The organism is Fibrobacter sp. UBA2449 (assembly GCF_002342555.1).
Lineage (GTDB): Bacteria > Fibrobacterota > Fibrobacteria > Fibrobacterales > Fibrobacteraceae > Fibrobacter.
In genome coordinates, this window is record NZ_DDQF01000005.1 from 290167 (window position 1) to 314657 (window position 24491).

Annotated in this window: 23 protein-coding genes; 14 read left to right on the top strand and 9 right to left on the bottom strand. The window is 55.5% G+C overall.

All coding sequences use genetic code 11. The annotated features are described in order from the left end of the window. Nucleotides 1-7: 7 nt before the first annotated feature. On the bottom strand, nt 8-643 hold the full coding sequence (plsY, locus tag B4B27_RS02815; RefSeq protein WP_290723436.1) for a glycerol-3-phosphate 1-O-acyltransferase PlsY: 636 nt from the start codon (nt 641-643) through the stop codon (nt 8-10). Further along, nucleotides 576-2018 carry a ribosome biogenesis GTPase Der gene (der, locus tag B4B27_RS02820; RefSeq protein WP_290723437.1) on the bottom strand — a complete coding sequence of 481 codons (1443 nt, stop codon included), beginning with the start codon at nt 2016-2018 and terminating at the stop codon, nt 576-578. The genes plsY and der overlap by 68 nt, the downstream gene beginning before the upstream one ends. A gap of 276 nt (nt 2019-2294) precedes the next feature. Here der and B4B27_RS02825 point away from each other — a divergent pair, with 276 nt between their 5' ends. After that, nucleotides 2295-3296, top strand: coding sequence for a virulence RhuM family protein (locus B4B27_RS02825; RefSeq protein ID WP_290723438.1), 1002 nt, complete (start codon nt 2295-2297; stop codon nt 3294-3296). A gap of 26 nt (nt 3297-3322) precedes the next feature. Here the strand turns inward: B4B27_RS02825 and nudC are convergent, their stop codons facing one another. From nudC to B4B27_RS02840, 3 genes are read right to left on the bottom strand one after another with little or no spacing between them, the layout of a single operon-like run. Beyond that, on the bottom strand, nt 3323-4168 hold the full coding sequence (gene nudC / locus B4B27_RS02830) for an NAD(+) diphosphatase (RefSeq protein ID WP_290723439.1): 846 nt from the start codon (nt 4166-4168) through the stop codon (nt 3323-3325). 3 nt (nt 4169-4171) lie between these two features. Further along, entirely contained in the window at nt 4172-6070 is a 1899-nt protein-coding gene (gene speA / locus B4B27_RS02835; RefSeq protein ID WP_290723440.1) for a biosynthetic arginine decarboxylase, read from the bottom strand. Nucleotides 6071-6084: 14 nt separating this feature from the next. Then, the gene (locus B4B27_RS02840; protein ID WP_073188957.1) at nt 6085-7359 is read right to left on the bottom strand and encodes a saccharopine dehydrogenase family protein; all 1275 of its coding nucleotides are present in this window, start codon (nt 7357-7359) and stop codon (nt 6085-6087) included. A gap of 180 nt (nt 7360-7539) precedes the next feature. Between B4B27_RS02840 and B4B27_RS02845 the strand changes: the two genes are divergently transcribed. After that, a complete protein-coding gene (locus B4B27_RS02845; RefSeq protein WP_290723441.1) occupies nt 7540-9033 on the top strand; it encodes a carbohydrate binding domain-containing protein in 1494 nt (497 codons plus the stop codon). Nucleotides 9034-9209: 176 nt separating this feature from the next. On the opposite strand, the gene rbr is transcribed toward B4B27_RS02845, so the two are convergent. Further along, complete coding sequence (gene rbr, locus B4B27_RS02850; protein WP_173366184.1) at nt 9210-9749, bottom strand: rubrerythrin; 540 nt, start codon at nt 9747-9749, stop codon at nt 9210-9212. A 145-nt stretch (nt 9750-9894) separates the two neighbouring features. Beyond that, nucleotides 9895-11970 carry a transketolase family protein gene (locus B4B27_RS02855; protein ID WP_290723442.1) on the bottom strand — a complete coding sequence of 692 codons (2076 nt, stop codon included), beginning with the start codon at nt 11968-11970 and terminating at the stop codon, nt 9895-9897. 147 nt (nt 11971-12117) lie between these two features. Here B4B27_RS02855 and B4B27_RS02860 point away from each other — a divergent pair, with 147 nt between their 5' ends. Both B4B27_RS02860 and B4B27_RS02865 read left to right on the top strand, forming a co-directional pair. After that, nucleotides 12118-14724, top strand: a complete 2607-nt coding sequence (locus B4B27_RS02860) for an NPCBM/NEW2 domain-containing protein (protein WP_290723445.1) — start codon at nt 12118-12120, stop codon at nt 14722-14724. 16 nt (nt 14725-14740) lie between these two features. Next, on the top strand, nt 14741-15655 hold the full coding sequence (locus tag B4B27_RS02865; protein ID WP_290723447.1) for a glycosyltransferase family 2 protein: 915 nt from the start codon (nt 14741-14743) through the stop codon (nt 15653-15655). Nucleotides 15656-15748: 93 nt separating this feature from the next. Here B4B27_RS02865 and B4B27_RS02870 read toward each other — a convergent pair whose 3' ends face one another. Beyond that, nucleotides 15749-16723: an FISUMP domain-containing protein gene (locus tag B4B27_RS02870; protein WP_290723449.1), complete on the bottom strand. Its 975-nt coding sequence runs from the start codon at nt 16721-16723 to the stop codon at nt 15749-15751. Nucleotides 16724-16784: 61 nt separating this feature from the next. Here B4B27_RS02870 and B4B27_RS02875 point away from each other — a divergent pair, with 61 nt between their 5' ends. Further along, nucleotides 16785-17057 (top strand): hypothetical protein, encoded by a 273-nt coding sequence (locus B4B27_RS02875; protein WP_290723451.1) that lies wholly within the window; start codon nt 16785-16787, stop codon nt 17055-17057. 120 nt (nt 17058-17177) lie between these two features. On the opposite strand, the gene B4B27_RS02880 is transcribed toward B4B27_RS02875, so the two are convergent. Then, nucleotides 17178-18503, bottom strand: a complete 1326-nt coding sequence (locus B4B27_RS02880) for a hypothetical protein (protein WP_290723453.1) — start codon at nt 18501-18503, stop codon at nt 17178-17180. Nucleotides 18504-18692: 189 nt separating this feature from the next. Here B4B27_RS02880 and gmk point away from each other — a divergent pair, with 189 nt between their 5' ends. The 9 genes from gmk to def all read left to right on the top strand — a co-directional run bounded on the left by gmk (nt 18693) and on the right by def (nt 24482). Beyond that, entirely contained in the window at nt 18693-19256 is a 564-nt protein-coding gene (gene gmk / locus B4B27_RS02885) for a guanylate kinase (RefSeq protein WP_290723455.1), read from the top strand. A gap of 200 nt (nt 19257-19456) precedes the next feature. Beyond that, nucleotides 19457-19876 (top strand): 30S ribosomal protein S16, encoded by a 420-nt coding sequence (gene rpsP, locus B4B27_RS02890; RefSeq protein WP_290723457.1) that lies wholly within the window; start codon nt 19457-19459, stop codon nt 19874-19876. A 78-nt stretch (nt 19877-19954) separates the two neighbouring features. Then, a complete protein-coding gene (gene rimM, locus B4B27_RS02895; RefSeq protein ID WP_173366192.1) occupies nt 19955-20548 on the top strand; it encodes a ribosome maturation factor RimM in 594 nt (197 codons plus the stop codon). Further along, nucleotides 20548-21252, top strand: a complete 705-nt coding sequence (gene trmD / locus B4B27_RS02900) for a tRNA (guanosine(37)-N1)-methyltransferase TrmD (protein WP_173382394.1) — start codon at nt 20548-20550, stop codon at nt 21250-21252. The genes rimM and trmD overlap by 1 nt, the downstream gene beginning before the upstream one ends. A 16-nt stretch (nt 21253-21268) precedes the next feature. Next, nucleotides 21269-21616, top strand: a complete 348-nt coding sequence (gene rplS / locus B4B27_RS02905) for a 50S ribosomal protein L19 (RefSeq protein WP_173382384.1) — start codon at nt 21269-21271, stop codon at nt 21614-21616. Nucleotides 21617-21641: 25 nt separating this feature from the next. Further along, the gene (locus tag B4B27_RS02910; RefSeq protein ID WP_173366194.1) at nt 21642-22553 is read left to right on the top strand and encodes a cyclic nucleotide-binding domain-containing protein; all 912 of its coding nucleotides are present in this window, start codon (nt 21642-21644) and stop codon (nt 22551-22553) included. Further along, on the top strand, nt 22553-23482 hold the full coding sequence (locus B4B27_RS02915) for a cyclic nucleotide-binding domain-containing protein (protein ID WP_290723466.1): 930 nt from the start codon (nt 22553-22555) through the stop codon (nt 23480-23482). Before B4B27_RS02910 ends, B4B27_RS02915 begins: the two co-directional genes overlap by 1 nt. Before the next feature lie 56 nt (nt 23483-23538). Next, complete coding sequence (gene yajC, locus B4B27_RS02920) at nt 23539-23922, top strand: preprotein translocase subunit YajC (protein WP_290723468.1); 384 nt, start codon at nt 23539-23541, stop codon at nt 23920-23922. Nucleotides 23923-23942: 20 nt separating this feature from the next. Then, the gene (gene def, locus B4B27_RS02925) at nt 23943-24482 is read left to right on the top strand and encodes a peptide deformylase (RefSeq protein WP_173366197.1); all 540 of its coding nucleotides are present in this window, start codon (nt 23943-23945) and stop codon (nt 24480-24482) included. Nucleotides 24483-24491 lie beyond the last annotated feature (9 nt).

The following is a 24491-nucleotide window of genomic DNA, read 5'->3' on the forward strand; positions in this document are numbered from 1 at the left end:
ACAATATTTATGCCTTCGCTTTCTTGCGCTTGCTGCCAAAACCGTTCTCGGTGCCGTTCAAAAGGCGCTTGATGTTCGATTTGTGCTTCACAATCACAAAAACCGCCACCAGAAGGCAGGTAATCATGAGCCCGAGGTTGATATCGTCGGGCGGGAAGGGCAACTTGAGGTACCCCATCACGGCAAAAACGCCGAGCGCGATGCACGCTCCGATGCTCCCGACAGACACGTATTTAGTCGAGAACGTGAGCACAATCCACACGCCCAGGCAGGAAAGCGCGGTAATCGGGCAGAGCGCGAGGAACACGCCGAGTGCCGCAAGCACGCCCTTGCCACCGCGGAAACCCGCGAAGCAGGTAAAGCTGTGTCCGAGAATCACGAGGATACCCGCGACAAGCGGAACCCAGTGGGAATAGTCCGCACCACCGGCAGCAACCTGGGATTCGCACATGCGCATGGCAATCCACGGGCCAAAGAAGCCCTTGAGCAAGTCCATGAACACCACGGGGAGCGCCGGTTTCCAGCCGAGCACACGGAACGTGTTGGTAAGGCCCGCATTCTTGGAGCCGTAGTCCCTAATGTCGAACGACTTTCCCTTTGCGAGCTTTGCGATCCATATCGCGCTGGGGATCGACCCCAGCAAGTACGCTATTGGAAGACTCAGTAAACTGTTCAAGTTCTTCATCCTTTCTGAGGGTTAACTTCTGGTCGAAATTCAGGCGCAGGGGCGCACCCTGCAGCTGGAATTCCTCGTAAAACTTCTTGAGCAAGTAGCGCTTGTACGACTCGTCCACCAGCTCGGGCGTGCGCGTCTCGATTGCGATGACGGGCGGCTCCACCATAATCTGGCAGGCGCGGGTAAGCGACACCACGCGGGCGTTGTGGCTCGGGGGCGCCTTCTCTTGCAAGAAGTTCGCAAAACTTTCGGCGACACGGTCACGACCAAGCACACGGCGGCAGTTGGCATACACCGTCTGGATAGCCTGCACAATGCGGTTCACACGCTGGCCTTCCTTGGCGCTTGCAGAAATAATCGGCACGTACTCGAGCATCGGCTCGCGTTCGAGCATCTCCTTCACCATGTGGTCGAAGGACTTTTCCGTCTTGTCCGGATAGATATCCCACTTGTTGAGCACAAGCACCAGACCCTTGCCCGCCTTGCGGATTTCGGTAATGATGCGAAAGTCCTGCACCTCGAGCCCGCGCGTGCAATCGACCATCAATACCGAGAGGTCGGAGCGGCGGATGCTTTCGAGCGTGCGCATGTTGCTGAAGATTTCGACTTCGTCCTCGACCTTCGCCTTCTTGCGGAGGCCCGCCGTATCGGTCACCACGAACTTCTGACCATCGACAATGAAGTCGCAGTCGATGGAATCGCGGGTCGTACCCGGAATGTCAGAGACCACCGCGCGGTCTTCGTTCAGCAGGCGGTTCAACAGCGTGCTCTTGCCCGCGTTCGGGCGGCCAAGAATTGCGAAACGGATGGGGCGTTCTTCCTTGCGTTCGCCACGCACCGGAGTCGGGAGGATCGAGACAACCTCGTCGAGGAGCGAGAGGCAGGCATAGCCCGTAAGCGCACTGATAGTGCGGGGCTGGCCAAAACCGAGCTTGAGGAACTCGTAGCTTTCCTGGCGGTCGCCCTGCTGCTCGCTCTTGTTCGCCACAAGAATCACCTTCTTGTCGAGCTTGCGGATAAGGCGCGCAAACTGCTGGTCGAGCTTGGTAATGCCCACGCGGACATCCACCATGAAGAGCACGAGGTCTGATTCCTCGACCGCATTGAAAATCTGCGCACGGACGCTATCGGCCAAAACGTCGATGGAATCGTCGGGCAAGAATCCGCCCGTATCGACCACCGTGAACTCGTGGCCCTTGTAGTTCGCCGTCTGGTAATGCCTATCGCGGGTAACGCCGTCACGGTCAGAAACGACAGCGGCACGCCGCCCCAGGATGCGGTTGAAAAGCGAGGACTTGCCCACGTTCGGGCGTCCGATAATGCACACGACTGGTAATTTCATTAAGCGAAAATATAGAAAAACATTAGGCGAACGCCTAGAGCGTAAAGCCGCGCCTGCTGAATCTTTGCAATCTCGTTTTTAAATTTAGCAAGCAATGATTGCTGAATTATATGTCGCACGAAAACTCATTTTCCGCTCAATCAATTCTCCCCCATGTCTACCCCTTGTCTTCTTGCACATCTTTTTTGTATATTCTACCCTGCAAACATAGTGGGCGGGCAAGACCTGCCAACGACCGTATTCATATAATCATCAATTCTCGTATTTGAGGATTATATGGGTGCGGTCTTTTTTTATGAGGTAGAAATGGACCAAAATGATGAAAAAACAGGCGAAATTGTGCTTTACCAGCCGGAAGGCACGGTAAAACTGGAAGTTCGCGTCGAAAACGAGACCGTATGGCTGACGCAGGCGCAGATGGCGGAACTATTCAAAAAGGATAGAACTGTTGTCGGCAGGCATATCAAAAACATATACAAGGAAGGCGAATTGGAGAAAAGCATCACATGTGCAAATTTTGCACATGTGGGTGCCGATGCCGATCAGGTATACAACACGACTCTTTACAACCTAGACGTTATCATTTCTGTGGGGTATCGGATTAAGTCTATCCAAGGAACCCGATTCCGCCAATGGGCGAATCGCATCCTGAAGGATTATCTGCTTAAAGGATATGCCGTGTATCAGCGTAAAATAGCGACCGACCTGCAAATTGCGGACCGCTTGCACGAACAACGACAGTTGATCGAGGCCCAAGACGCAGAGATTGCGAATTTAAAGGGGGCTACGGAGAAAAGATTTGGCGAGCACGATTCTCGCCTTTCTGCTGTTGAACAGCGCATTGATTTCTTTGTAAACGCTTCGCAAACACCTACGGGCGGAATCCTTGCCACAGGAACTCGGTTTGACGGACTCATCCTGATAGCAGACCTCGTAAAGACCGCCAAGCGTTCAATTGTATTCATCGACCCTTTCGCCACTGTTGATGTGCTGAAGTTTGCGGCCATGCGGGGGAAGGGCGTTTCCGCGGCAATCTATTCGCCTCGCATTACTCCCGAATTCAAGGCTGCGGTAGCCCTGCACAACAAGCAGTACCCCGGATTGGAACTCAAAACAATGCGAAATATCCACGACAGGTTTCTGCTCGTGGACGATACTGTTTATCATTTTGGCGCATCGTTCAAGGACATGGGCGCAGAATTCTCGGCATACAGCGTGTTAAACTTTGTGACGCCGGAAGAGGTTATAGAGAAGGTGAAAGAAGGCACTACGGAGTGACAACGCAGATTAGGGTTCTGCGGATGTTACCCCAGCGTAAATCCCCGCCGGAAGTTCTCGATGAGGCAGCAGCTGATGCTCACATCGGTCTCGTACTCGGGAATGTCTTCGCGCTTGACCCACATGGCTTCGGAGAGTTCCTCCTTCTGCATGTGGATGGTGTCGTCGCCGTCGAGTTCGGCGGTGAAGCCCGCGATAAGCGAGTCGCTGAAGGGCCACGGCTGGCTCCCGAAATAGCGGATATTTTTCACGCGGAGGCCCGCCTCTTCCATGACTTCGCGGTGCACGGCCTGTTCAAGGCTCTCGCCCACTTCCACGAAGCCAGAAATCAAGAAAAGTCGCGGGTTCGGGTTATCGATGTTGTGAGCCATCAAGAGTTTGTCTCCATTGCGGACGGCCACAATCACGACCGGCGAGATGCGCGGGTACACGGTGTTCCTGCATTTAGGACAAACTACTGCGCGTTCCTTTTCGCTACGGGTCATTTCGCTTCCGCAGCGGCCGCAGAACCTGTTGAGCGTTTCCCAGTGAGCGATGTGCGCGGCGGTAGCGCCACCCATGCGCAAGAGCGGGTCGCCCATGTAGCGGTACGTGCGTGCCGGGCAAAGGACATAATCGTCCGACGCGTTTTCTACCAGTTCCTTCGAGATGCTGAAATCAGCCAGGAAATACGCCGCATCGTCAATGCTGAAAAGGTAATGGCACGGGATATTCCCCTGATTGAAGTCTTCTACCCTAGGAATTTCAAAGGAATCACCGTTCTTTTTGAGAAGGCTCTTGTCCCCGAAAAAAACGACAAGAAAATCCGACGGTTTCGGGCTTTGAACCCGGAACTCGTTTTTTAAAATGTGCGGGGCAATTTCGTGAATCACGGTTTATTCCAGATACGTGTACCCGTAAAGGCCGCCGCGATAGATGTTCAGGAATTCCTTGCCTTCTTGCAGGCTAATCTTCCCTTCCTTCACGGAGCGCGACACCCAGTTTTCCATGGTGCGCACGAGAGCCTTGTCGCTGAAGTTCACGTAGTCGAGCACGTCTTCCACGGATTCGCCGTCAATCACCTTGTCGATTTCGTAGCCGCCCTTGTCGTTGCAAACGATATGGACAGCGTTCGTATCGCCAAAGAGGTTGTGCAAGTCGCCGAGGATTTCCTGGTAGGCGCCCACGAGGTAAACCGCGATGTAGTAGGGTTCACCGTTCTTGAGTTCATGCAGCGGGAGCGTGCGGCTCACGTCGCCACCGCGGACGAACATGTCGATCTTTCCGTCGGAGTCGCAAGTGACATCCTGAAGAGTAGTTTCGACTGTGGGTTCCTCGTTCAGGCGCTGGATAGGCATGAGCGGGAAAACCTGGTCCACGCCCCAGCTGTCGGGCAGGCTCTGGAACAAACTGAAGTTGCAGAAGTACTTCTGCGCCAAGAGACGCGGGAGTTCGCTGAGTTCGTAAGGCGGATGACGCAGGTCCTTCGCCAACTGGTCCACCTTGCGCACGATGCTCCAGAACAGGCGTTCGCACATGGCGCGCGTCGGCAAGTCGTAATCGCCCACCTTAAAACCATTGAGCACGTCATCGTTCAGCTGGATAGCATCGTGCCAGCTTTCAAGCAGGTTCTTCGGGGTGAGTCCCTTGTAGATGCCGTACAAATCCTTCAATGCATCGGGAGCGTCGTCATCAATCTCGTGAGCGTTCTCGTCAAAGAACGCCTGGCCGGCGGTTTCCAGCACGTTGAACACCAAAATGGAATGGTGCGCCGCAAGAGCGCGGCCAGATTCCGCAATGATGTTCGGGTGCGGCACGTCGCCGTTTTCGCAGGCTTCGTACATGGCGTACACCACGTCGTTCGCGTATTCCTGGATGGAGTAGTTCACCGAGCTCGCGTTGGAACTGCGGGTGCCGTCGTAATCGACGCCGAGGCCGCCGCCCACGTCCACGAATTCAAGGCTCATGCCCATCTTGCGAATCTGCACATAGAACTGCGAAACTTCGCGCAGGCCCGATTTGATGTGGCGGATGTTCGTAATCTGGCTACCCAGATGGAAGTGGATGAGCTTCATGCAGTCTTCCATCTTCTCCTGCTTGATGTAGTCCAGCGCTTCGAGCAGTTCGGAACTGTTGAGGCCGAACTTGCTGTGGTATCCGCCAGATTCTTCCCACTTGCCGCTGCCGGAACTTGCCAGCTTGATGCGGATGCCGATGTTCGGGCGCACGCCGATACGGCGAGAAAGTTCCACCACCAGGTGGAGCTCGTTCATCTTCTCGACGACGATGAAAATCTTCTTGCCCATCTTCTGCGCGAGGAGGGCAAGTTCAATGAAGTCCTCGTCCTTGTAGCCGTTGCAGATAATCAGCGAATCAGGATTGTCCATGTTCGCGAGCACCGCATGCAGTTCCGGCTTGGAACCGGCCTCGAGACCGATGTTGTATTTTTTGCCGTGACTGACGATTTCTTCGAGCACGGCGCGTTGCTGGTTCACCTTGATCGGGAAAATGCTGTAGTAGCTCCCGTTGAAACCATATTCCGTGCGGGACTTGTTGAAGCACTCGTTGATCTTCTCGATGCGGCTGTCCAGGATATCCGGGAAGCGAAGCAGCATCGGGGTGGAGACGTCGCGGAGCGAAAGTTCCTGCACCAACTCGTAAAGGTCAATGTCCGGGCCGCCTTCCTTGAGCGGGTGAACCGTTGCGTGGCCCTTCTCGTTGATGTCGAAGAAGTTCACGCCCCAACCCTTGACGTTGTACAAGTCGCGGGAATCGTCAATGCGCCATTTTTTCATTGCTCTGGGTCTCTCTAGTCAACGAGAACAGGGTTGAAGTTTTCCTTCCACGGGAGGCCGTACTTGGTGAGGGCTTCCATGAACGGATCCGGGTCGAATTCTTCCACGGTATGCACGCCCGGCTTGTTCCACTTGCCGGTGAGCACCATCATGGCGCCGCACATGGCCGGAACGCCTGTGGTGTAAGCGATGGCCTGGCTACCGAGTTCCTTGTAGCATTCCTGGTGGTCGCACACGTTGTACAGGTAGTACGTCTTCGGCTTGCCGTCCTTGGTGCCCTTGAAAATGCAACCGATGTTCGTCTTACCGACGGTGCGGGGGCCGAGGCTTGCCGGGTCCGGGAGGAGCGCCTTCAAGAACTGGATAGGCACGATTTCCTGGCCCTGGAACTTGATGGGCTGGGTGCTGAGCATGCCCACGTCTTCGAGGCAGCGCATATGGTCGAGGTAGCTCTGGCCGAATGTCATGAAGAAACGGATGCGCTTCACGCCCGGGATGTTCTGGGCAAGCGATTCGATTTCTTCGTGGTGCAAGAGGTACATGTCCTTCTTGCCCACTTCGTCAAACACGTATTCGCGTTTGATGCTCATGGCCGGGATTTCGACCCAATGGCCCTTGCCGTTAGCGTCGGTGTCCCAGTAGCTGCCCGGAGCGGAAACTTCGCGCAGGTTGATTTCGGGGTTAAAGTTGGTGGCAAACTTGTAGCCGTGATCGCCACCGTTGCAGTCGAGGATGTCGATTTCTTCGATGGTATCGAACTGGTGCTTGAGGGCGTAGGCGCAGTAGGCCTGGGAAACACCCGGGTCAAAGCCCGAGCCGAGCAACGCCGTGAGGCCGGCCTTTTCAAACTTTTCCTTGTAAGCCCACTGCCAGCTGTAGTCGAAGTAGGCGCTGAAGCCCTGTTCCTTGCAGCGCTTGTCGTAGACCTTGCGCCATTCCGGATCGTCGATGTTTTCGGGCTCGTAGTTCGCCGTGTCCATGTAGTTCACGCCACATTCGAGGCAGGCGTCCATGATGGCGAGGTCCTGGTACGGAAGCGCGATGTTCATCACCAGGTCGGGCTTATATTCCTTGATGAGCTTAGAGACATTTTCGGCCTTGTCCGCATCCACGGCGGCAGTCGTGATGACCGTCTTCGTATTCGGGCGCAGTTCCTGGGCGAGCTTCTCGCAGTTTTCGCGGTGGCGGCTAGCGATGCAGATTTCGCTGAACACTTCGCTTGCCGTGCAGCACTTCTTGATAGCAACCGTGGCGACAGCGCCACAACCGATAATCAATGCTCTTGCCATTTTTTGTTTTTCCTCACTTGGTGATGGTTAGCCCCATAAATTTAGGAAAAACAAATGTTTCCCGAAACGGTTTTCTGCCCATAATCATGAAAAAAGCGGCTTTATCCCCCAATAAGCAACAAGATGCTTGATGGAATCGGAAGCGAATACTAAATTAATCATAAACTAATCGGAGGTTTCATGAACAAAGAAGTCCTATTTACACTGTGCGCGGCTGCCGCCATGGCATCTGCGCAGACAACCGCCAACATCGACGATTTCGAAGATGGAAACGGGCTCGCAAGCACCGGAGGCAAGAACGACGCCTGGTACGCTTTCAACGACAAAAACGACAAGGGAGCTTCGTCCTACACGAACACGGAAGACGAATTTGGCCTTGTCGTCGTTTTGCCGGAAGCTGCCGCAGGCGGTTCAAAATTCGGAGCTGGCTTGACCGGCATCAAACTTGTCAAGGGCGACAACCCCTACGACCCCTACGTAACGCTCGGTTTGAACGTCGCGGGGGGCCTTTCCGGCTGTACCGCAATTTCGTATAAGTATAAGGGGGCGGGCCACAATCTGAAGGCCGTGATGGACGGCGACGAAAAAGGCGGATTGACTGATTACAACAGGCACTCGAAAGCCATGGCGGGCAGTGCAAGCTGGAGCACGGCATCTGTCCCCGTATCGTCGCTCACCCAGGAAGATGGCTGGGGAACCACGATCCCCCTGAAGATGGCGAACGTCGTACAGCTGGCCTGGGAAATCAAGGGCGAAGCGACAGCCGACTATCTCTACATCGACGATGTAAACTGCGCCGGCTACGTCGGTGGCGGCAGCACCACACCCGACGTCCCGAAGTCTGCCGTTGTCATCGATGACTTCGATGACGGCAACACCACAGCCGAAAAGCTCGGAAAGACCGCCTACTGGTACCTGTACAAGGCCGGCGGATCCTTCACCAACACTCAGGACGCAAACCAGTCCTGGGATATGATTGTAAAGGAAGGCACTAACTCCTATATCGAGATGAAGGGCATTTCCGGCATTACACCGGGCGACACGACTTACCCGTCCGTTGGCATGGAAGTCGCCTTCGATGCCGGAACACTTGCCAACTGCACCGCCATCCAATATGACTACAAGGGTTCCGGACACCACATGCGCAGTTCCGTGACAGGAGTCAAGGCCGACAACGGATACGAGCACGTAGCAACCGACCAGAGTGCCGCTGCCGCCTGGAAGACGGTGACCGTTTCCACCATGGCCCAGCCTGAATGGGTTGCAGATGTCGCCCCGACAAGCATCGTCGCCTTCTCCTGGGCCAAGGTTTCAAAGTTGACCTGGGTAGTCGATGAAAAACTTACCGCAGCGAACCTCGGAACCTCCCTGGCAATCGACAACGTGAAATGTGTCGGGACCTTGCCTGCCCAAGCTATCCAGGCCATTCCCGCTGTCGCAAGCGCGAGCTTCAAGGCCTCCCTCCAGGGCAATACCTTGCAGGTCGCTGTTGCCAAGGCCGGCGTCGTAAAGGTCCAGGTTGTCGACATGATGGGCGTCACTATCGAAAGCCACAGCGAAATGGTCGCCGCAGGCAACTTCGCCCATACATTCAAGGCAATGCCCAACGGTCGCTACGTGGTCCGTGTGCAGCAGGGTTCGACGGTCAAGCTCCTGAACATGCAGGTCAAGTAAAGCGCCTAGCCGCGCCAAACGCAGTCAAGGATATCAAACAAATTAAAAGCCCCGGTTCATTTAGAACCGAGGCTTTCTAGTTTTAAAATGGAATTCGATTAGTAGTTTGCGCAGAGCGCATTACTCGTCACCTCGGTCATATCGGCATGCAAGCATGCCGCTGCGACGCTCGGTTCCTAGTAATTTTCAGCGGTCACTTCGAAGAAGGACTGCGGGTGGGCGCACACCGGGCATGCAGCCGGAGCCTTGGTGCCGACGACGATGTGACCGCAGTTGCGGCATTCCCACACCTTGACTTCGCTCTTTTCGAACACGGCGGCAGTCTCCACGTTCTTGAGGAGGGCGCGGTAGCGCTCTTCGTGACGCTTTTCAATGGCGGCGACCATGCGGAACTTGTTGGCGAGAGCCTTGAAGCCTTCAGCCTCGGCGGTCTTCGCGAAGTCCTCGTACATGTCGGTCCATTCGTAGTTCTCGCCATCGGCGGCAGCCTTCAGGTTTTCGGCGGTATCGCCGATGCCTTCCAGTTCCTTGAACCACATCTTGGCGTGTTCCTTCTCGTTGTCGGCAGTCTTGAGGAAGAGTTCAGCAATCTGCTCGAAGCCATCCTTCTTAGCACGGCTGGCGAAGTAGGTGTACTTGTTGCGGGCCTGGGATTCACCTGCGAAGGCGGCCTGGAGGTTCTTTTCGGTCTGGGTTCCGGCGTACTTGTTTGCCATATTGTATCCTTTTGTGAATTGTGTCTCTACATCGTAATATAGATTATTGGATTGTCCGAGAACGCCAACACACAAAAAGCGACCGGTTTTATCCGGTCGCAATGGATTTAGAATATCCAGGGTTCGAGCCCTAGGCAATTTCTAACTAGGCGTTTGCCTTCTTGAAGGCTTCAACGTTCGCCTTGAACTCGGCGAGGTATTCCTTGGCCTTCGCGGCGACCGCCTCGGGCACGTAGCCGAATTCCTTCTCGAGCACACCAGCCGGAGCGGAAGCGCCGAAGCGTTCCAGGCCGCAAGCCTTGCCGAACCCGCCAACCACGCGGTCGAAGAGGACCGGGAGGCCGCTGGAGAGAGCAAACACCGGAGTCCAGGGCACGAGCACCTGATCGCGGTAGGCCTTGTCCTGCTTGAGGAAGAGAGCCGGGCTAATCATGGAGACCACACGCACGGCCTTGCCTTCGGCACGGAGGAGTTCGGCGGCCTGGTGTTCCAGCAGCACGTCAGAACCGTTCGCCACAAGCGTGAGGTCCGGATTCTTTCCCGCTGCGGTATTGTCGCTCACGATGTAGGCGCCCTTGCGGCAGGCCTTCGCGGCTTCGTAGCGGTTTTCGCCGGGGAGCGTATTCACCACCTGGCGGGTAAGGATGAGCGCCGTCGGGCTGTCGTTGTTCTCGAAAGCCATTTCCCAGGCGGCGAGAGTCTCGAAAGCGTCTGCCGGACGGAGCACGAGCATTTCGGCCTTGCCGTTTTCCTTCGTGAGGTCTTCGAGCAGGCGGATCTGCGTCTCGTGTTCGATGGGCTGGTGCGTCGGGCCGTCTTCGCCCACGCGGAAGCTATCGTGCGTGAACACGTACTTGACCGGGAGGCCCATGAGGGCGGCCATGCGGATAGCGGGCTTCATGAAGTCGCTGAACACGAAGAACGTGGCGCAAATCGGGAACAGGCCCTTCTGCAACGCGATACCGTTCATGATGGCGCCCATCGTGAGTTCTGCAACGCCCACCTGCACGAACGCGCCCTTGAAGTCGTTCGGGCGGAAGATGCCCGTCTTGTTGAGGAACGCCTGCGTGTTGTCGGAGTTGGAAAGGTCGGCGGAACTGCAGATGATGTTGTGGAAGTTCTCGGCGAGGTAGCCGAGCACCGTACCGCTCGTGACGCGGGTAGCGACACCTTCCTTGATGGGGAGGTTCGAGAGGTTGAGCACCGGAGCCTTGCCGGAGAGCCATTCATTGAGGGTCGCGGACTTTTCGGCATTCGCCTTGTCCCAGTCAGCCTTGGCCTTCTTCCATTCGGCGACAACCTTGCGGAGTTCGTTCGCACGAGCCTCGAAGCCCGCCTTCACGTCGTCAAACACCTGGAACGGGTCGTCCGGGTTACCGCCGAGGTTCTTGACCGTAGCGGTTGTGGAAGCACCGGCAGCGTTGAGCGGCTGCCCGTGCGTAGAAACTTCGCCTTCGTAGCTCTTGCCGTCTTCGGCGACTGCGCCCTTCGCCATCGTGGTGTGACCGTACACGAGCGTCGGCTTTTCCTTCTCGGCCCAGGCTTCCTTGAAAGCCTTGCGCAGTTCGGCGATGTTGCTGCCATCGCATTCGATAACGCGGAAACCCCATGCCTTGTACTGGCCGACGAAGTCGTGGCTCATCACGTCTTCGGTCTTGCAACTGAGCTGCACCTGGTTCGCGTCGTAGAAGAAGATGAGGTTCGAAAGCTTGAGGTGGCCCGCGATGCGGCCCACGCCGTAGGCAATTTCTTCTTCGAGGCCGCCGTCAGAAACAAGGCAGACAGTCTTGTGCTCGAGGATGGAACCGAAGCGTTCCACCATGAAGCGTTCGGCGATGGCGGCGCCAAGTGCGATGCCGTGGCCGATGCCGAGCGGGCCCGAGGAGTTCTCGATGCCGAGCATCACGTCAAGTTCGGGGTGGCCGGGAGTGCGGCTGCCGAGCTGGCGGAAGTTCTTCACGTCGTCAAGCGTGAGGCGGCCGGTAAGCACGAGCTCGGAGTACAGGAGCGGGCTCATGTGGCCCGGGTCCATAAAGAAGCGGTCGCGGCCCATCCATTCCGGATCGTCCGGGTCGTAGCGCAAAAATTCCGCAAACAAAAGCGTCGTTGCGTCGGCGGCGCCCATCGCGCCACCCGGATGCCCGGACTTCGCCTTCTGCACCATCGCGGCAGAAAGGATTCGGACGTTGTCGGCTGCTTTCGTAACTAGGGAGTCTTGCACGGTAAAACCTCTTGGGTGTTGATTTTTACGCGCCAAATGTAGTTTTTTTTACGCTTTCTCTCAAGGCTTGATGCCCCCGTTAAAGCTCGATAACATAAAAAGTTATATTTTGCAAGCAACCAAGAAAAAAGCATTATGGCTTCCAACATGAAGATTAAAGATTCTATTCTATTGACACTCAAGAACTTACTGCACCCAGCAGGCCTTATCGGCCTGGTTATAGCCCTCATCATTCCGACCCTTATCTGGTTTCTCGGTCGCCCCAGCGGCGGACACAAGGAAATCATCCGCCAGCTCGACCTGAACCTCCCCCTCCCGCTGTTCCTGTTCCAGTTCGCGGCCGCCATCATCCTGTTCGCGTTCCTGAACAAGGATTTCCGCGAATGGTTCAAGGGTATCCTCCCGCCAAAACCTTTCAGCATCCTCGCCATAGCGGTAGCCATCGGCATCGCCGTCTTCGCGGGTACCCAGATAGAAGCCCGCCACCGCGTCCAAAGCGACGAAAGCGTGTTCATGTCGGTCGCCCAGAACATGTACTACAACCACGAATCAGGCACCTGCAACCAGGGCGTTTTCGAAGACGGCAACCTCAAGTGCTTAGCCACGTCGAACAGCTTCAAGACGAAGGGGCTCGCCTTCCTCTACTACCTCGGCATGCACGTGTTCGGCACCGACCTGCACTGGATTTTCAACGCCGAGCTCCTGATGCTTCCGCTCAGTTTCCTCTTGATGTTCCTCGCGATTGTCGCCTGGACGCGCCAGCCCCTGCTCGCCTTCCTCGCAGCCCTACTCATGGCATTGCAGCCCACCGTGCTCTTCCAGTTCCGCGCCATGTCGGTGGAACCGCTCTACATTTTCCTCTCCGCGCTCTCGCTATTCATTTTCAAGTGGGCCTACGACCGCAACACCGTAATGCACTGGGCGCTCCTCGCCCTCAGCCTCGCGTTCTTCGCGCAGACCCGCCAGGAAACCGCATTCTGCCTGCTTTCATTCATATTCTTCGCCTTCCCGAAAATCCTCGACAAGAAGGATTTCAAGGCGCCCACGTTCTTCGTGACGCTCTCGCTGTTCTCGGTACCTGCACTGCTTACCATCAGCTACTTCCAGGGATTCGGATTCCAGGGCGGCGAATTCGAAGCCCACGGACATTTCCTCGAAGACCTGAAACGCAACTGGATCGAGATGACCCGCCCCCTCAAGGAAAACGGCGAACTCGAGAACCCGTTCCTCACCTACTTCAACTACCTCTTTGCCATCGGCGGCATCTACCTTGTTTTCCGCGCCATCTACGACGCCACAAAGGGCTGCAGGTTCTACCTGTGGACGCTCGTGTTCCTTTTGCTCTACCACGTGCAGACCTACATGATTCTCGAGAACGTCTCGGGCGACTTTAGCATCCAGATTAACCAGCGCTACAGCCTGGTGATGCTGCCCAGCATGGCCTTCGTGGGGGCTCTCCCCATCGCGCACGCCATCGAGTACTTCGCCTTGTCCGCAAGCAAGAAAGAGGCAAAGCCGCTCGCATTCGCAGGCATGGTCATCGCCACCATCATCCTCAGCGCATGGACATTCCACTACAAGGAAGACTTCAACAAGAACATCATGTACAACCGCAACCACCTGACCACCGAGGAATACGGAATCCTCGGCTGGCTCAAGGAGCTGCCCCAAAAGGACCGCTACTTCATTTACGGTCGTCCCTGGCATTTTGTGGGATACGGGATTTCTTCCATCCACTATGACAGGGCGCGCCAGATGTCGACGGAACAGCTGAATGAGCTTGTCGACAAGTACAAGGGCGAAGTCTACTACATCCGCGGTCTCGACTGCTGGGACAGCCAGACCTACCACAAGAAGGCGGTAGAGCACCGCATTCCCACCACCTGTGACGTGTTCGAACGCGAAATGGACCTCGTGGGCGTGAAGAACATCCTGATTACCAACAGCTACTGGGTGCAAATCGCGAAGTTCAACGGTCGCAAGCAATACAACCCCACGAACATCATCCAGGTTTCTGAACCCACGAGGGGCAAGGTCACAGCAGCAAACGACAGCGCCGCCGTAACTGCAAGCGAGAGTGCCACGGAAAATCCGAACGAATCCCCGCTGCTCCTGAATTACAAGCTCAAGGAACAGGCAGAAGCGACTCGGAACTGGGCACTCCGGATTACGCTTGACAAGTTCCTGCTGAAAGATACAGTCTACGCCCCCGGAGAATACAACGTTCTGGTGGGTTATGACAAATTGCAGCCCGGTTACAACACCATCCGCTACATCATCACGGACACGGAAAAGCGCACGAAGCTTGCCGACGTTTCAAAATACTACTTCAACGATGCCGGGGGGACAACTCGCCTTCCGCAGTCGATTCTCGTCGAGCACCGCCAGGACTGGGGCAAACTCCACTGGGGCAAGAGCATCGAGAACCACGACATGATTCTCGACGGCAAGCACTTCGCCGAAGGATTCTCGACTCACGCCGCCTCGGAAACATCGTTCAATCTCGAAGGCAAGTACCGCGCGTTCCGCACATCGTTCGGGCTCGACGACGAAAGCCTCTGCAGCGAGGGCGTTTCGGTACAAATCATCGGCGACGGGAACGTGCTTGCCACGAGCCCCGTATTCCAGAACGGAATCATCCACACGCTATCGGCAAACACCGAGGGCATCCAGAAACTCACCCTCAAAACTGTTCCCAAGGGGAGCATCGACTGCAGCCACGTGGACTTCGTCCATCCCGTCCTGATTCCTTAATTACTATTATTTAGCCATGCTTTTATCTGTCATCATTCCCGTCTTTAACGAAGAAGAAATCGTTGCCGAAACCTACCGCGTTCTCGAAGAAGAACTCAAGGATATCGAACACGAACTCATTTTCGTGAACGACGGTTCGAAGGACAAGACGCGCGCAATTGTCGAGGGACTGCTTCCGGGCAATCCGAATAACAAGATTATCAACTTCAGCCGCAATTTCGGGCACCAGGCCGCCTTCAGCGCGGGGCTCGACCATGCAATCGGCGATGCGGTGGTGATTATCGACGGCGACCTGCAGGACCCGCCAAGCCTCATCCACGAAATGCTCGCAAAGTGGCGCGAGGGCTACCAGGTCGTCTACGCGCAGAGGAACAAGCGCAAGGGCGAAACCATCTTCAAGCGTTTTACCGCGTTCTGCTTCTACCGTATCATCGGCAAGCTCACGAGCATCGAAATTCCGCCCGATACCGGCGACTTCCGCCTCATGGACCGCTGCGTGGTGGACCAGCTCAAGAACTTGCCGGAACGTAGCCGCTTCTTGCGCGGGCTTGTCTGTTGGGTTGGCTTCAAGAAGATTGGCGTCAAGTATGACCGTGCCGAACGCACTGCGGGCAAGTCCAAGTACCCGCTCAAAAAGATGATGCGGCTCGCCTTCGACGGCATTACCGGATTCAGTTCCGCGCCGCTCAAGGTCAGTTTCTACATGGGACTTTTTGCGACCGTTGTCGGTTTCGGCGTATTCGTATGGTCCATCCTCGAAAAAATACTGAGCCCCGCGACAACAGTACCGGGCTGGGCATCGCTCATGACGGCCATCGTGTTCTTTGCAGGCGTGCAGCTCATGTCAATCGGGATTCTCGGGGAATACATCGGCCGCATCTACGACGAAGTCAAGCAGCGTCCGCTGTACATCGAGGACAAGAAGAACTAGCAGTCATCCAAAAGCAAGTCATCCCGGAGCCATCGGCCCCGGGATTTATACGGTTATATGTAGACGTTTAAATTAGGCGCAATACTATGAAAGCTAACGGCAGCTTGGATTTCGTATTAAGCGAATTGGATGATATTCAGCTACAGGGAGTTTAACGATTGATCCAGTGAGATCTTTTTTTATACAAAATGCATCCGACTCGTAAAATGCATCCGACTCGTCATATATTGCATCCGCAAACAACCAGAAACACGCTGGATATTCAGATTCTTCCACAGTTTTGAAAACCGCACCTTTTGCATAATGGCCCGATGGAACTATATCAAATTCAGCGGCATTCGTCCCTTCCATCCCAACAGATGCGAGTTTATCTGCACCTCCAACAGTTTCTATTAATGTAATTACATCTGATTCTGTCGGAAGAATCCATTTGCTATCGTATGTGCTACACTTTTCATCAATTTGTTGCGAACTATTCCAAGTAAAATAGTTGCCATATACCCTGCAAAGAGCTTTATTTCCATCATAACACTTCTCTGCGTCGCCAAAGTTATAATAATAGAGTAGGTTCTCCGCCATCCAAGTCTGGTCGCCTATTGTTACAGTCACATAAGTGCTGTCATAGATTTTTTCCTTTGAAAGTTTAATCGACAGAGAAGAACTTCTCGGTTCATTAAACATATTACCACTTGGCTGGACACAACGAACAGGTAACATTACCGACTTATCTTCAAAACCTATATTTACACTGACAATTTTGCCAGCCCCACCGTTTTTCTTAAGCGAAAAGACTTCGGCATAACCACCTGTAGTGTCACTGGTCCAATACATGCCCTCTTCGCCTACTTTGTGCCATTTAGTATAAAGGAAATAACCTGCCAAAGCACCACTATCATTAAAAGATGTGCTATTTTCTAAATTACGAGACTTTCTAATTTCCTCAGATTTCGGCAAGCGCCACCCATTCGGGCAAGCTTTCTTAGCCTCTGACCATGTGAAATATTTGGGAGCACCATTCCATTCACCTGAAGAATGCCCCCAAACACTGTTTACCAAATCCTGGTCCATCCAAATATAATTGTTATGTCTCACATAGCTTGAAGTGTATGTTTTACTATTGATCACATAAGTGAAGCTTCCGCTCGACCCGAAACTGGACGACGAAGAAGAGGTCTCCGAACTACTCGATTTTACCGAACTGCTCGACTTCGCGGAGCTACTAGACTTTGCGGAGCTGCTAGATTCAGCAGAGCTACTGGACAATTTCTCAGAACTCTGGGTCGGAACCGCTTCCGAAGACTGCGGTTCGGCACCGCTCGATGTCGGGACAGAAGATGACGACGGATTATCGACATCCGAAGACGAAGGCAACGGATCATCGCCACCCGACGGGGAAGAATAGTCTACATCGTCCGCATATTCCAGCGCCCCGAAGTTGTTGTCGAACTCTTCCTGGTAGTTGCTGCAGGCCGCAAAGAGGAATGCGAGGATGAGCGCAAAAATCTTTTTCATAGTTTCCTCCCTAGAATGCGATGCTCAGGCCAAGGCCGATTCCACCCACAATGGCAATGCCGATGCCCGCGGTGCGATACTTCTGGTACTTCCCGATGTCATCGTGGCGGTTATTGAATTCTTCGCGCGAAGCCGGCATTTTTTCGCTTTCGGTCTTCGCCTTGTTGTTATAGACAATGGCAAGCGTCGTGCCCGTAATGAGCGTTGCCGCCGAAATACCGATAAGCACCCAGTGCGTGTCTCCCGACTTTTCCGCTTCGGGAATGCCGGTATCGACCTTGTCGCCCGCCTGCGGGGCCGTTTCCGCTACCGGAGCGGCATTGGACACCGTTCCCGAGGCGGTCACCACCTCGGATGCAACCGTCTTCGTGTTCATCTTGGGCATCGCCTTGATGGCCGTAGAATCGCGGCCCCAAATCCAGCGGCCCACGAGGTCGTTGCTCGCCTTCTCGAACTCCACGCGGCCCTTGTAGGTGGCCATCTCGCCGTCGCGCCCCTTCGGGAAGTTCACCGACTTGTCCTTCATGTCCACCAGCAGGTGCGCGTTCTCCTTGCCCGAAGGAATCTGCGTCACGTTGAAGAGTTCGGCGCCGCTCAGGTAGTACGCGCCCGCCACCGGCCTGTTCAGGTCCAGGTAGAGCGAGAGGTCGCTCGTATCGAGAACCACCTTCAGGTTCGTCTTCGTATGCAAAAGCGAGTCGTTCATGTGGTCGAGCGCCTGCACAAAAAGCGGAGCAAACTCGTCGCCCGACTTGCGCAGCACAATGTCACCGCACTTCGAGAGCCAGAGTTCGGTAAAATGCTTCTGCTGGTCCATGCGGCGTTCGTCGTAGCGCAGCTTGAAGTTGTAAGATGCATCGAACGCACCCGCATGCGAGAGCGGTTCCAGGTCCACGCCGCCCTCGATTTTCAGGAGGTTCTCCTTGCTCGCGATAATGCGGGAAAAAGCGTCGGTACAGGCGTCAATCTGCTGCGTGCGCTGTTCCAGGTCGTTCGCCATGGTCACCACGCCCAGGCGCAGCTCGCCGGTCACTTCCATGTAGCGCGATTCGAATTCGGGGAGTTCCACGGCATAGAAGTGTCCACACTCCTCGTCGAGCACGTCGTTTATAGAAACCATGCTACACCGGTCGTTCATCTTCGCAATGCGGTTCGCACGGCTGATTAAGGAATCAAGTTCGGGGTTATCGCTCCCGATGCCCGCCTTCAACTGCTGCAAGTCGGCCTGTATCGCCTGGAACTCGGAGGCGTCCTTCACAAAGATAGATACAGTCGGGTCGGCAAAGGCCATGCCTGCAAGGCACGCCAAGACAACAGCAATAAAACTAGATTTCATAGAATCTCCTAATCCCTTTCGCCAAGTGAATATAAATATAACAATCGCAAAACTTTTTTTTAACAACATCGCGGAGCACTTGCGTCATATCACATCCTCGGCTTTCATTTATTTGAGCAAAATCAAATTCGCGGAGCCCCTTTTGTCAAAAATCACACCCGCGGGCCCGATTTTACTAAATTTTACATCATGAAGAACAAGCTATTCGTGATGAGCGCCGCAAGCGGCGCGGGCAAGACCACCCTCAAGGACAAGGTCATCGGGGAATTCCCGGATATCGTCTATTCCATCTCGGCCACCACCCGCAAGCCCCGCGAGGGCGAAGTCGACGGCGTGCACTACTTCTTCAAGACAAAGGAAGAGTTCGAACAGATGATCAAGGATGATGCGCTGGTGGAATACAACCTGGTGCACGGCAACTACTACGGCACGCCCAAGTTCTTCGTGGAAGACATGCTCAAGCAGGGCAAGCGCGTCCTGTTCGACATCGACGTGTTCGGCAAGGTGAACTTCGACAAGGTCTACCCCGACGCGACCGGCATCCTCATCCTCCCCCCGAGCGAAGAGGAACTCGAACGCAGGCTCCGCGGCCGCGGCACCGACTCGGAAGAAGTCATCCAGACCCGCCTCCACAATGCGAAAAAAGAGATGGAATTTGCGAAAACGCAGGGAAAATACGAATATACCATCGTGAACGACGACCTCGAGAAGGCCGCAAATGAGCTCCGCGCCATCCTAAAAGGTGGCAACTAGCCCCCGGGCAGGGAATCCGCAAAAGTCTTTTTTTGGCGATTTTGAAGAAATTTCGCCAAATTTTATAGTTTTGTATGTTAATTTATATGTAAAGGACGGAAAATTTTACAATTCCGTCCTTTACACACAAAAGTTTTATTTCTATATTGCCCCGGCAAAAACAACAACCCCGGTCTCCGGGAACCCCAAAAGAGGTTAAAATGGCAACTGTTATCCGTCTCGCCCGCTTCGGCAAGCGTCACAACCCCATCTACCGCGCCGTCGTCATCGACAACCGCAAGGCTCGCGACGATAGCTTTATCGAACAGGTCGGTTTCTACAACCCGAACCTCAAGAAGGCCGAAATCCGCTTCGACCAGGAAAAGGTCCTCAAGTGGCTCTCCGTCGGCGCCCAGCCGTCCGACACCGTCCGCAACCTCCTGAAGCAGGTCGGCATCCTCGACCTGTTCCACGAGATCAAGGCCGGCCGTTCCATCGAAGGCAAGACCGCCACTCCGCGTCCGGAAAAGAAGAAGGCCGTGAAGCTCGGCCCCAAGGCCCTCGCCAAGATCGAAGCCGAGAAGGCCGCCAAGGAAGCTGCCGAGGCCGCTCCCGCCGCCGAAGCTCCGGCCGAAGCATAATCAAGCTTTGCTAAAGAGTCCTGTGCACCACGCACGGGACTTTTTTTATCCCCCCCGAACACTTCAAACCACTATAAGATGTCCGATTCCGAAGCCTACATCACCGTCTGCCAGCTCATGCGCACGCATGGCGTGAAGGGTTACATCAAGGCGATGCCCCTCACCCACGACATTACGCGCCACAAGAGCCTCAAGGACGTGCGCCTCAAAAAGACGAACGGCGAGGAACTGGACCTGCGTATCGAGGATTCCAAGCAGGCGAACGACATCTGGCTTTTGAAGTTCGAAGGCTACGACACGCCCGAATCGATCGCGCACTTCGTGAACGGCGACGTGATGATTCCGGAATCGGAGAGGCTCCCCGCCCCCGAAGGCGAGTACTACATCGACGACCTGGAAGGCTTCCGCGTCCATACCGAAGACGGCAAGGACATCGGCGAAGTGCTCGAGGTGCAGGAACTCCCGACGGTCAACGCGTTCCACATCAGGTTCGACGACGCGTTCCAGTCCGAATTCAGCAGCAAGTCCATCCTCGCCCCGTGGATAGACGACTGCGTGCTCGATATCGACGAGGACGGAGAGTTCATCGTGTGCGACGCAGCCTACCTGAAGGCGCTCTGCCCCGAGGACCACTCCTCGGAAGCGCTGCCCGAGAACAGCGGGGAGGCATGATGGTCATCGACTGCATCACCATATTCCCCGAGATGTTCGCCCCGATGAAGCAATCCATCATGGGGCGTGCACAGGCGAAGGGCCTCATGGAATTCAACACGGTCTACCTCCGCGACTTCGCGATAAACGACTACGGCCAGGTGGACGACGTGCCCTACGGGGGCGAACCGGGCATGGTGCTCCGCCCCGAACCGCTCGCCGCAGCCATCCGCAGCACGGGCGTAAAGCAGGACGGAGGCAAGGTCATCTACCTCACGGCAGACGGCGTGCCCTTCACGCACAAGATTGCAGAGGAACTCTCACACGAGACCCACCTGGTGCTCGTGTGCGGGCACTACAAGGGCATCGACGACCGCATCCGCCAGACCGAGGTCGACATGGAGATTTCCATAGGCGATTTCGTGGTCAGCGGGGGCGAACTGCCCGCAATGCTTTTGACCGATGCCGTGGTGAGGCTCATCGACGGAGCGCTCGGGAACCGCGAGAGCGGCGACACCGACTCCTTCGCGCAGGGCGTACTGGGATGGCCGGTCTACACCCGCCCCGAGGTTTTCGAGGGAAAAAAGGTGCCCGAAGTGCTGCTTTCGGGCCATCACAAGAACATTTCGGAGTGGCGGAGGCAGGAATCCTTGAAAAGAACGCAAGAAAGACGCCCCGACATCCTTGAAAAAATCAAATTAAATGCTAAATTTGGCGACAAATAATTAAGAGGTACACATTATGTCCCTGAACATCGAAGCAATCCACAACGAAAACGTGAAGTCCGATATTCCGGCTTTCCGCGCCGGCGACACCGTTACCGTGAACGTCAAGGTCATTGAAGGCACCAAGGAACGTATCCAGCCGTTCAAGGGTGTCGTGATCCAGCACAAGAACTCCGGCATTTCCAAGACGATCACCGTCCGCAAGATGTCCGGCTCCGTGGCCGTCGAACGCATCTTCCCGGTCAACAGCCCCCGCATCGACTCCATCGTTCTCGACCGCGCCGGCAAGGTCCGCCAGTCCCGCATCTACTACATGCGCAACCTCCGCGGTAAGGCAGCTCGTATCGAAGAACGCGAGGCCTAATTAGGCTTCAAGGGGTAGTTTCCCGATGAACGGGAATTCCCGGCAGCAAGTTATCCCGCCCACGCATTCGCGCGTGAAGGCGGGTTTTGTTGTATATTCTCCGGACTCCGGAAATCGGGAACTCATCATCCTCGACGAGGGCGAACTCGTCGCCGTGGACAAGGCTGGCGGCAACCGAACCGTCAAGTTCAAGATGCAGCCGGGCGATATCGTCGGTGTGGCATCGCTTTTCGAACGCGAGCCCCTGCGCTACACCATCGAGGCTTCCGTAGATTCCGAAATCACCGTGCTCTCGGAAGAATGTCTCGAGTCCGAGCTCAAGAACATCCCCGTCTGGCTGCTCGCCATCCTGAAGAACCTCGCCGTAAAGACTCGCCTGCTAAAGGAATCCGCACGCACGACCCCGGTCGAGAATACGCTGATGAGTCTCGCGGAATACTGCGCCCACCTGGAATCGGGGCACAAGTACGCATTCGAAGATCTCGTCCGTGAATTCAACTGGATTACCCGCATCCCGGCAGCGACCATCAAGGAAGACGTGAAGGCCCTTGCCCGCCGCAACTTCATTGCCATTTCGAAAGACGGCGATTCGCTCTACCTGCAGGTCCACAACGCGATGCTCATGCAAATCTATTCGGACTACCTGTTTGCGCAGGACGAAGGCATCTCATGGGAACCGCTCCGGCTGAGCCTCCCGCAAAAACGCATCCTCGTGCACCTCACCACGCTCGACGAGACCGTCGAGATGGAAGCTCCCGAATGGATATCGCTCCTGAACGAGAGGGAACTCCCCATCGATGTCGCGCAGTGGATTACGCTCCAGGACCTGGGCTGCTTCAAGGAAGGGCTTTCGAACAAGTTCCACATCGACCTCAAGAAGATTGAATACTTCCTCACTGCGCTGCGTTACGACTCCAACCTCCGGGGGGCCGTCTGATGCTCGTCAAGGAAGGCGAATACCTGTTCCTCGAAGGCGACAAGGCATCGAGCCTCGTCATCGTCAAGTCGGGCATGCTCGTCGGCATGTCCAAGCAGTTGCGGCAGAGGCACTGGCAGAACTTCGGGCCCGGCTCGCTCATCGGCGAATTCAGCCTCCTCGAAAGCGCCCCCCGCGAATACACGGTCCGCGCCGCCGAAAATAGCGAAATAGTCTTCATCGAGCAGGCGGCACTCCAGCGTGAACTCGAACTCAAGCCTGCCTGGTTCCGCTCCACGCTTTCATTTATCGCAAACCACTGCCACATCGCCGAGAGCAACCAGAAAAAGCACAAGATCGTGCAGGCGCTCCCGGCACTGCTGTTCCTTTTCAGCAAGCATCTTTCTACCTCGGGCGCGGACAACATCCCGGTTACGACCATCCGCAAGAAGATGCTCGTCCTCAACAACACGGACGCGTCCGACACAGACAAACTATTGCAGATTCTCGAGGGAATCGGGCTCTTGAAAGTCGAAGGCGAAACGGTGAGGGTCTCCAGCCTCCAGATTGTCCCCATGCTCTACGAGGCCCTCCGCTACCGCGCCATCAACAAGCAGGTATCGCCGAACATCCTTTCCATCACCGACCAACTCGTGCTCACCGCATTCGTAAAGGCCGTCCGCGACAACGGGATTCCGCTCAAGAACGGGCATGCCACCGTTCCCATGGATACGTTCGAGTCGCAGGCAAAAAAGACCCTGTTCGGAAGCACCCTTTCGATGCGCACGCTCGCGCCGCTACTGCAAAGCGGGACACTCCAATCCGAGCCTACGTTTGGCGAGGAATCCGCCCTCGAAAACATCGAGAGCATCTCCGGCGACTTCGAGCATATCCTCGACCTGCTCGAACTCAACCGTATATTCCCGCTGCTCGACAAGAAGCTGGTATAGCGATTTTTTCTATATTTCCGCGCGAAACAAACAATCACCTTAAAACAAGGCTAAACATGAAACTTTCCGCACTCCTCGTGACCCTTTCCTCCATCGCCGCATTCGCCCAGGAAGCCGACCCTGCACAGCAGCCCGGCGGCGGCATCATGGGATTCCTTCCCATCATCCTCCTGTTCGTCGTGATGTGGCTCTTCTTCATCCGCCCGAAGAACAAGGAAATGAAGCAGATGGAAGAAATGCGCAAGGCCCTCAAGAAGGGTGACAAGGTCATGACGACCGCCGGCATCATCGGCACCGTCACGAACATCGAGGATTCCACGGGCTACGTGACCGTGCGTACATCCTCCACGACCCTCATCGAATTCGAAAAGGGCGCCATTCTCCGCGTGCTGAACGCCGAAGCAAAGTCCGCCGAAGAAAAGAAGGACGAAAAGAAGTAATCCGCGACAAGGAATAACCCATGGCCCTCCTCCCCATCCGCATTTACGGCGACCCGGTGCTCCGCAAAAAAAGCGAGCCGATTACCGAAATCACTCCGGAACTGCGCCAACTGGCACAGGACATGCTCGAAACCATGTACGACGCCCCGGGCTGTGGACTTGCCGCCCCGCAGATTGGCAGGAACATCCGCCTCGTGGTCATCGACACGGCCATCCCCGGCGAGGAGGACCCGCGTCCCTACATCATGTTCAACCCCGAATGGGAACCCGAAGAAGATGCGAAGCCCGTGGACTACGACGAAGGCTGTCTCTCTCTTCCGGATATCTTCTGCAATGTAGTGCGCCCGGACAAGGTGTGTGTGCGCTTTTTCGACATCAACGGCGAACCGCAAGAAATCCATAACTGCGAAGGGCTCTTTGCCCGCTGTATCCAGCACGAGACGGACCACCTGAACGGCGACCTGTTCGTGGACAAGATTTCTACCGCCGACCGCACGATGAACCAGTCCAAGCTCCGCAAGATGGCGAAAGAGACCCAGGCAAAACTGAAGAAGAAGTGACCGGCGGTT

Bases quoted from the DNA above. Each gene is read 5' to 3' on its own strand.
- der (WP_290723437.1), bottom strand. From the start codon at position 2,018: ATGAAATTACCAGTCGTGTGCATTATCGGACGCCCGAACGTGGGCAAG.
- B4B27_RS02825 (WP_290723438.1), top strand. From the start codon at position 2,295: ATGGGTGCGGTCTTTTTTTATGAGGTAGAAATGGACCAAAATGATGAA.
- speA (WP_290723440.1), bottom strand. From the start codon at position 6,070: ATGAAAAAATGGCGCATTGACGATTCCCGCGACTTGTACAACGTCAAG.
- B4B27_RS02840 (WP_073188957.1), bottom strand. From the start codon at position 7,359: ATGGCAAGAGCATTGATTATCGGTTGTGGCGCTGTCGCCACGGTTGCT.
- B4B27_RS02845 (WP_290723441.1), top strand. From the start codon at position 7,540: ATGAACAAAGAAGTCCTATTTACACTGTGCGCGGCTGCCGCCATGGCA.
- rbr (WP_173366184.1), bottom strand. From the start codon at position 9,749: ATGGCAAACAAGTACGCCGGAACCCAGACCGAAAAGAACCTCCAGGCC.
- B4B27_RS02860 (WP_290723445.1), top strand. From the start codon at position 12,118: ATGAAGATTAAAGATTCTATTCTATTGACACTCAAGAACTTACTGCAC.
- B4B27_RS02865 (WP_290723447.1), top strand. From the start codon at position 14,741: ATGCTTTTATCTGTCATCATTCCCGTCTTTAACGAAGAAGAAATCGTT.
- B4B27_RS02870 (WP_290723449.1), bottom strand. From the start codon at position 16,723: ATGGACCAGGATTTGGTAAACAGTGTTTGGGGGCATTCTTCAGGTGAA.
- B4B27_RS02880 (WP_290723453.1), bottom strand. From the start codon at position 18,503: ATGAAATCTAGTTTTATTGCTGTTGTCTTGGCGTGCCTTGCAGGCATG.
- gmk (WP_290723455.1), top strand. From the start codon at position 18,693: ATGAAGAACAAGCTATTCGTGATGAGCGCCGCAAGCGGCGCGGGCAAG.
- rpsP (WP_290723457.1), top strand. From the start codon at position 19,457: ATGGCAACTGTTATCCGTCTCGCCCGCTTCGGCAAGCGTCACAACCCC.
- rimM (WP_173366192.1), top strand. From the start codon at position 19,955: ATGTCCGATTCCGAAGCCTACATCACCGTCTGCCAGCTCATGCGCACG.
- trmD (WP_173382394.1), top strand. From the start codon at position 20,548: ATGGTCATCGACTGCATCACCATATTCCCCGAGATGTTCGCCCCGATG.
- rplS (WP_173382384.1), top strand. From the start codon at position 21,269: ATGTCCCTGAACATCGAAGCAATCCACAACGAAAACGTGAAGTCCGAT.
- B4B27_RS02910 (WP_173366194.1), top strand. From the start codon at position 21,642: ATGAACGGGAATTCCCGGCAGCAAGTTATCCCGCCCACGCATTCGCGC.
- B4B27_RS02915 (WP_290723466.1), top strand. From the start codon at position 22,553: ATGCTCGTCAAGGAAGGCGAATACCTGTTCCTCGAAGGCGACAAGGCA.
- yajC (WP_290723468.1), top strand. From the start codon at position 23,539: ATGAAACTTTCCGCACTCCTCGTGACCCTTTCCTCCATCGCCGCATTC.
- def (WP_173366197.1), top strand. From the start codon at position 23,943: ATGGCCCTCCTCCCCATCCGCATTTACGGCGACCCGGTGCTCCGCAAA.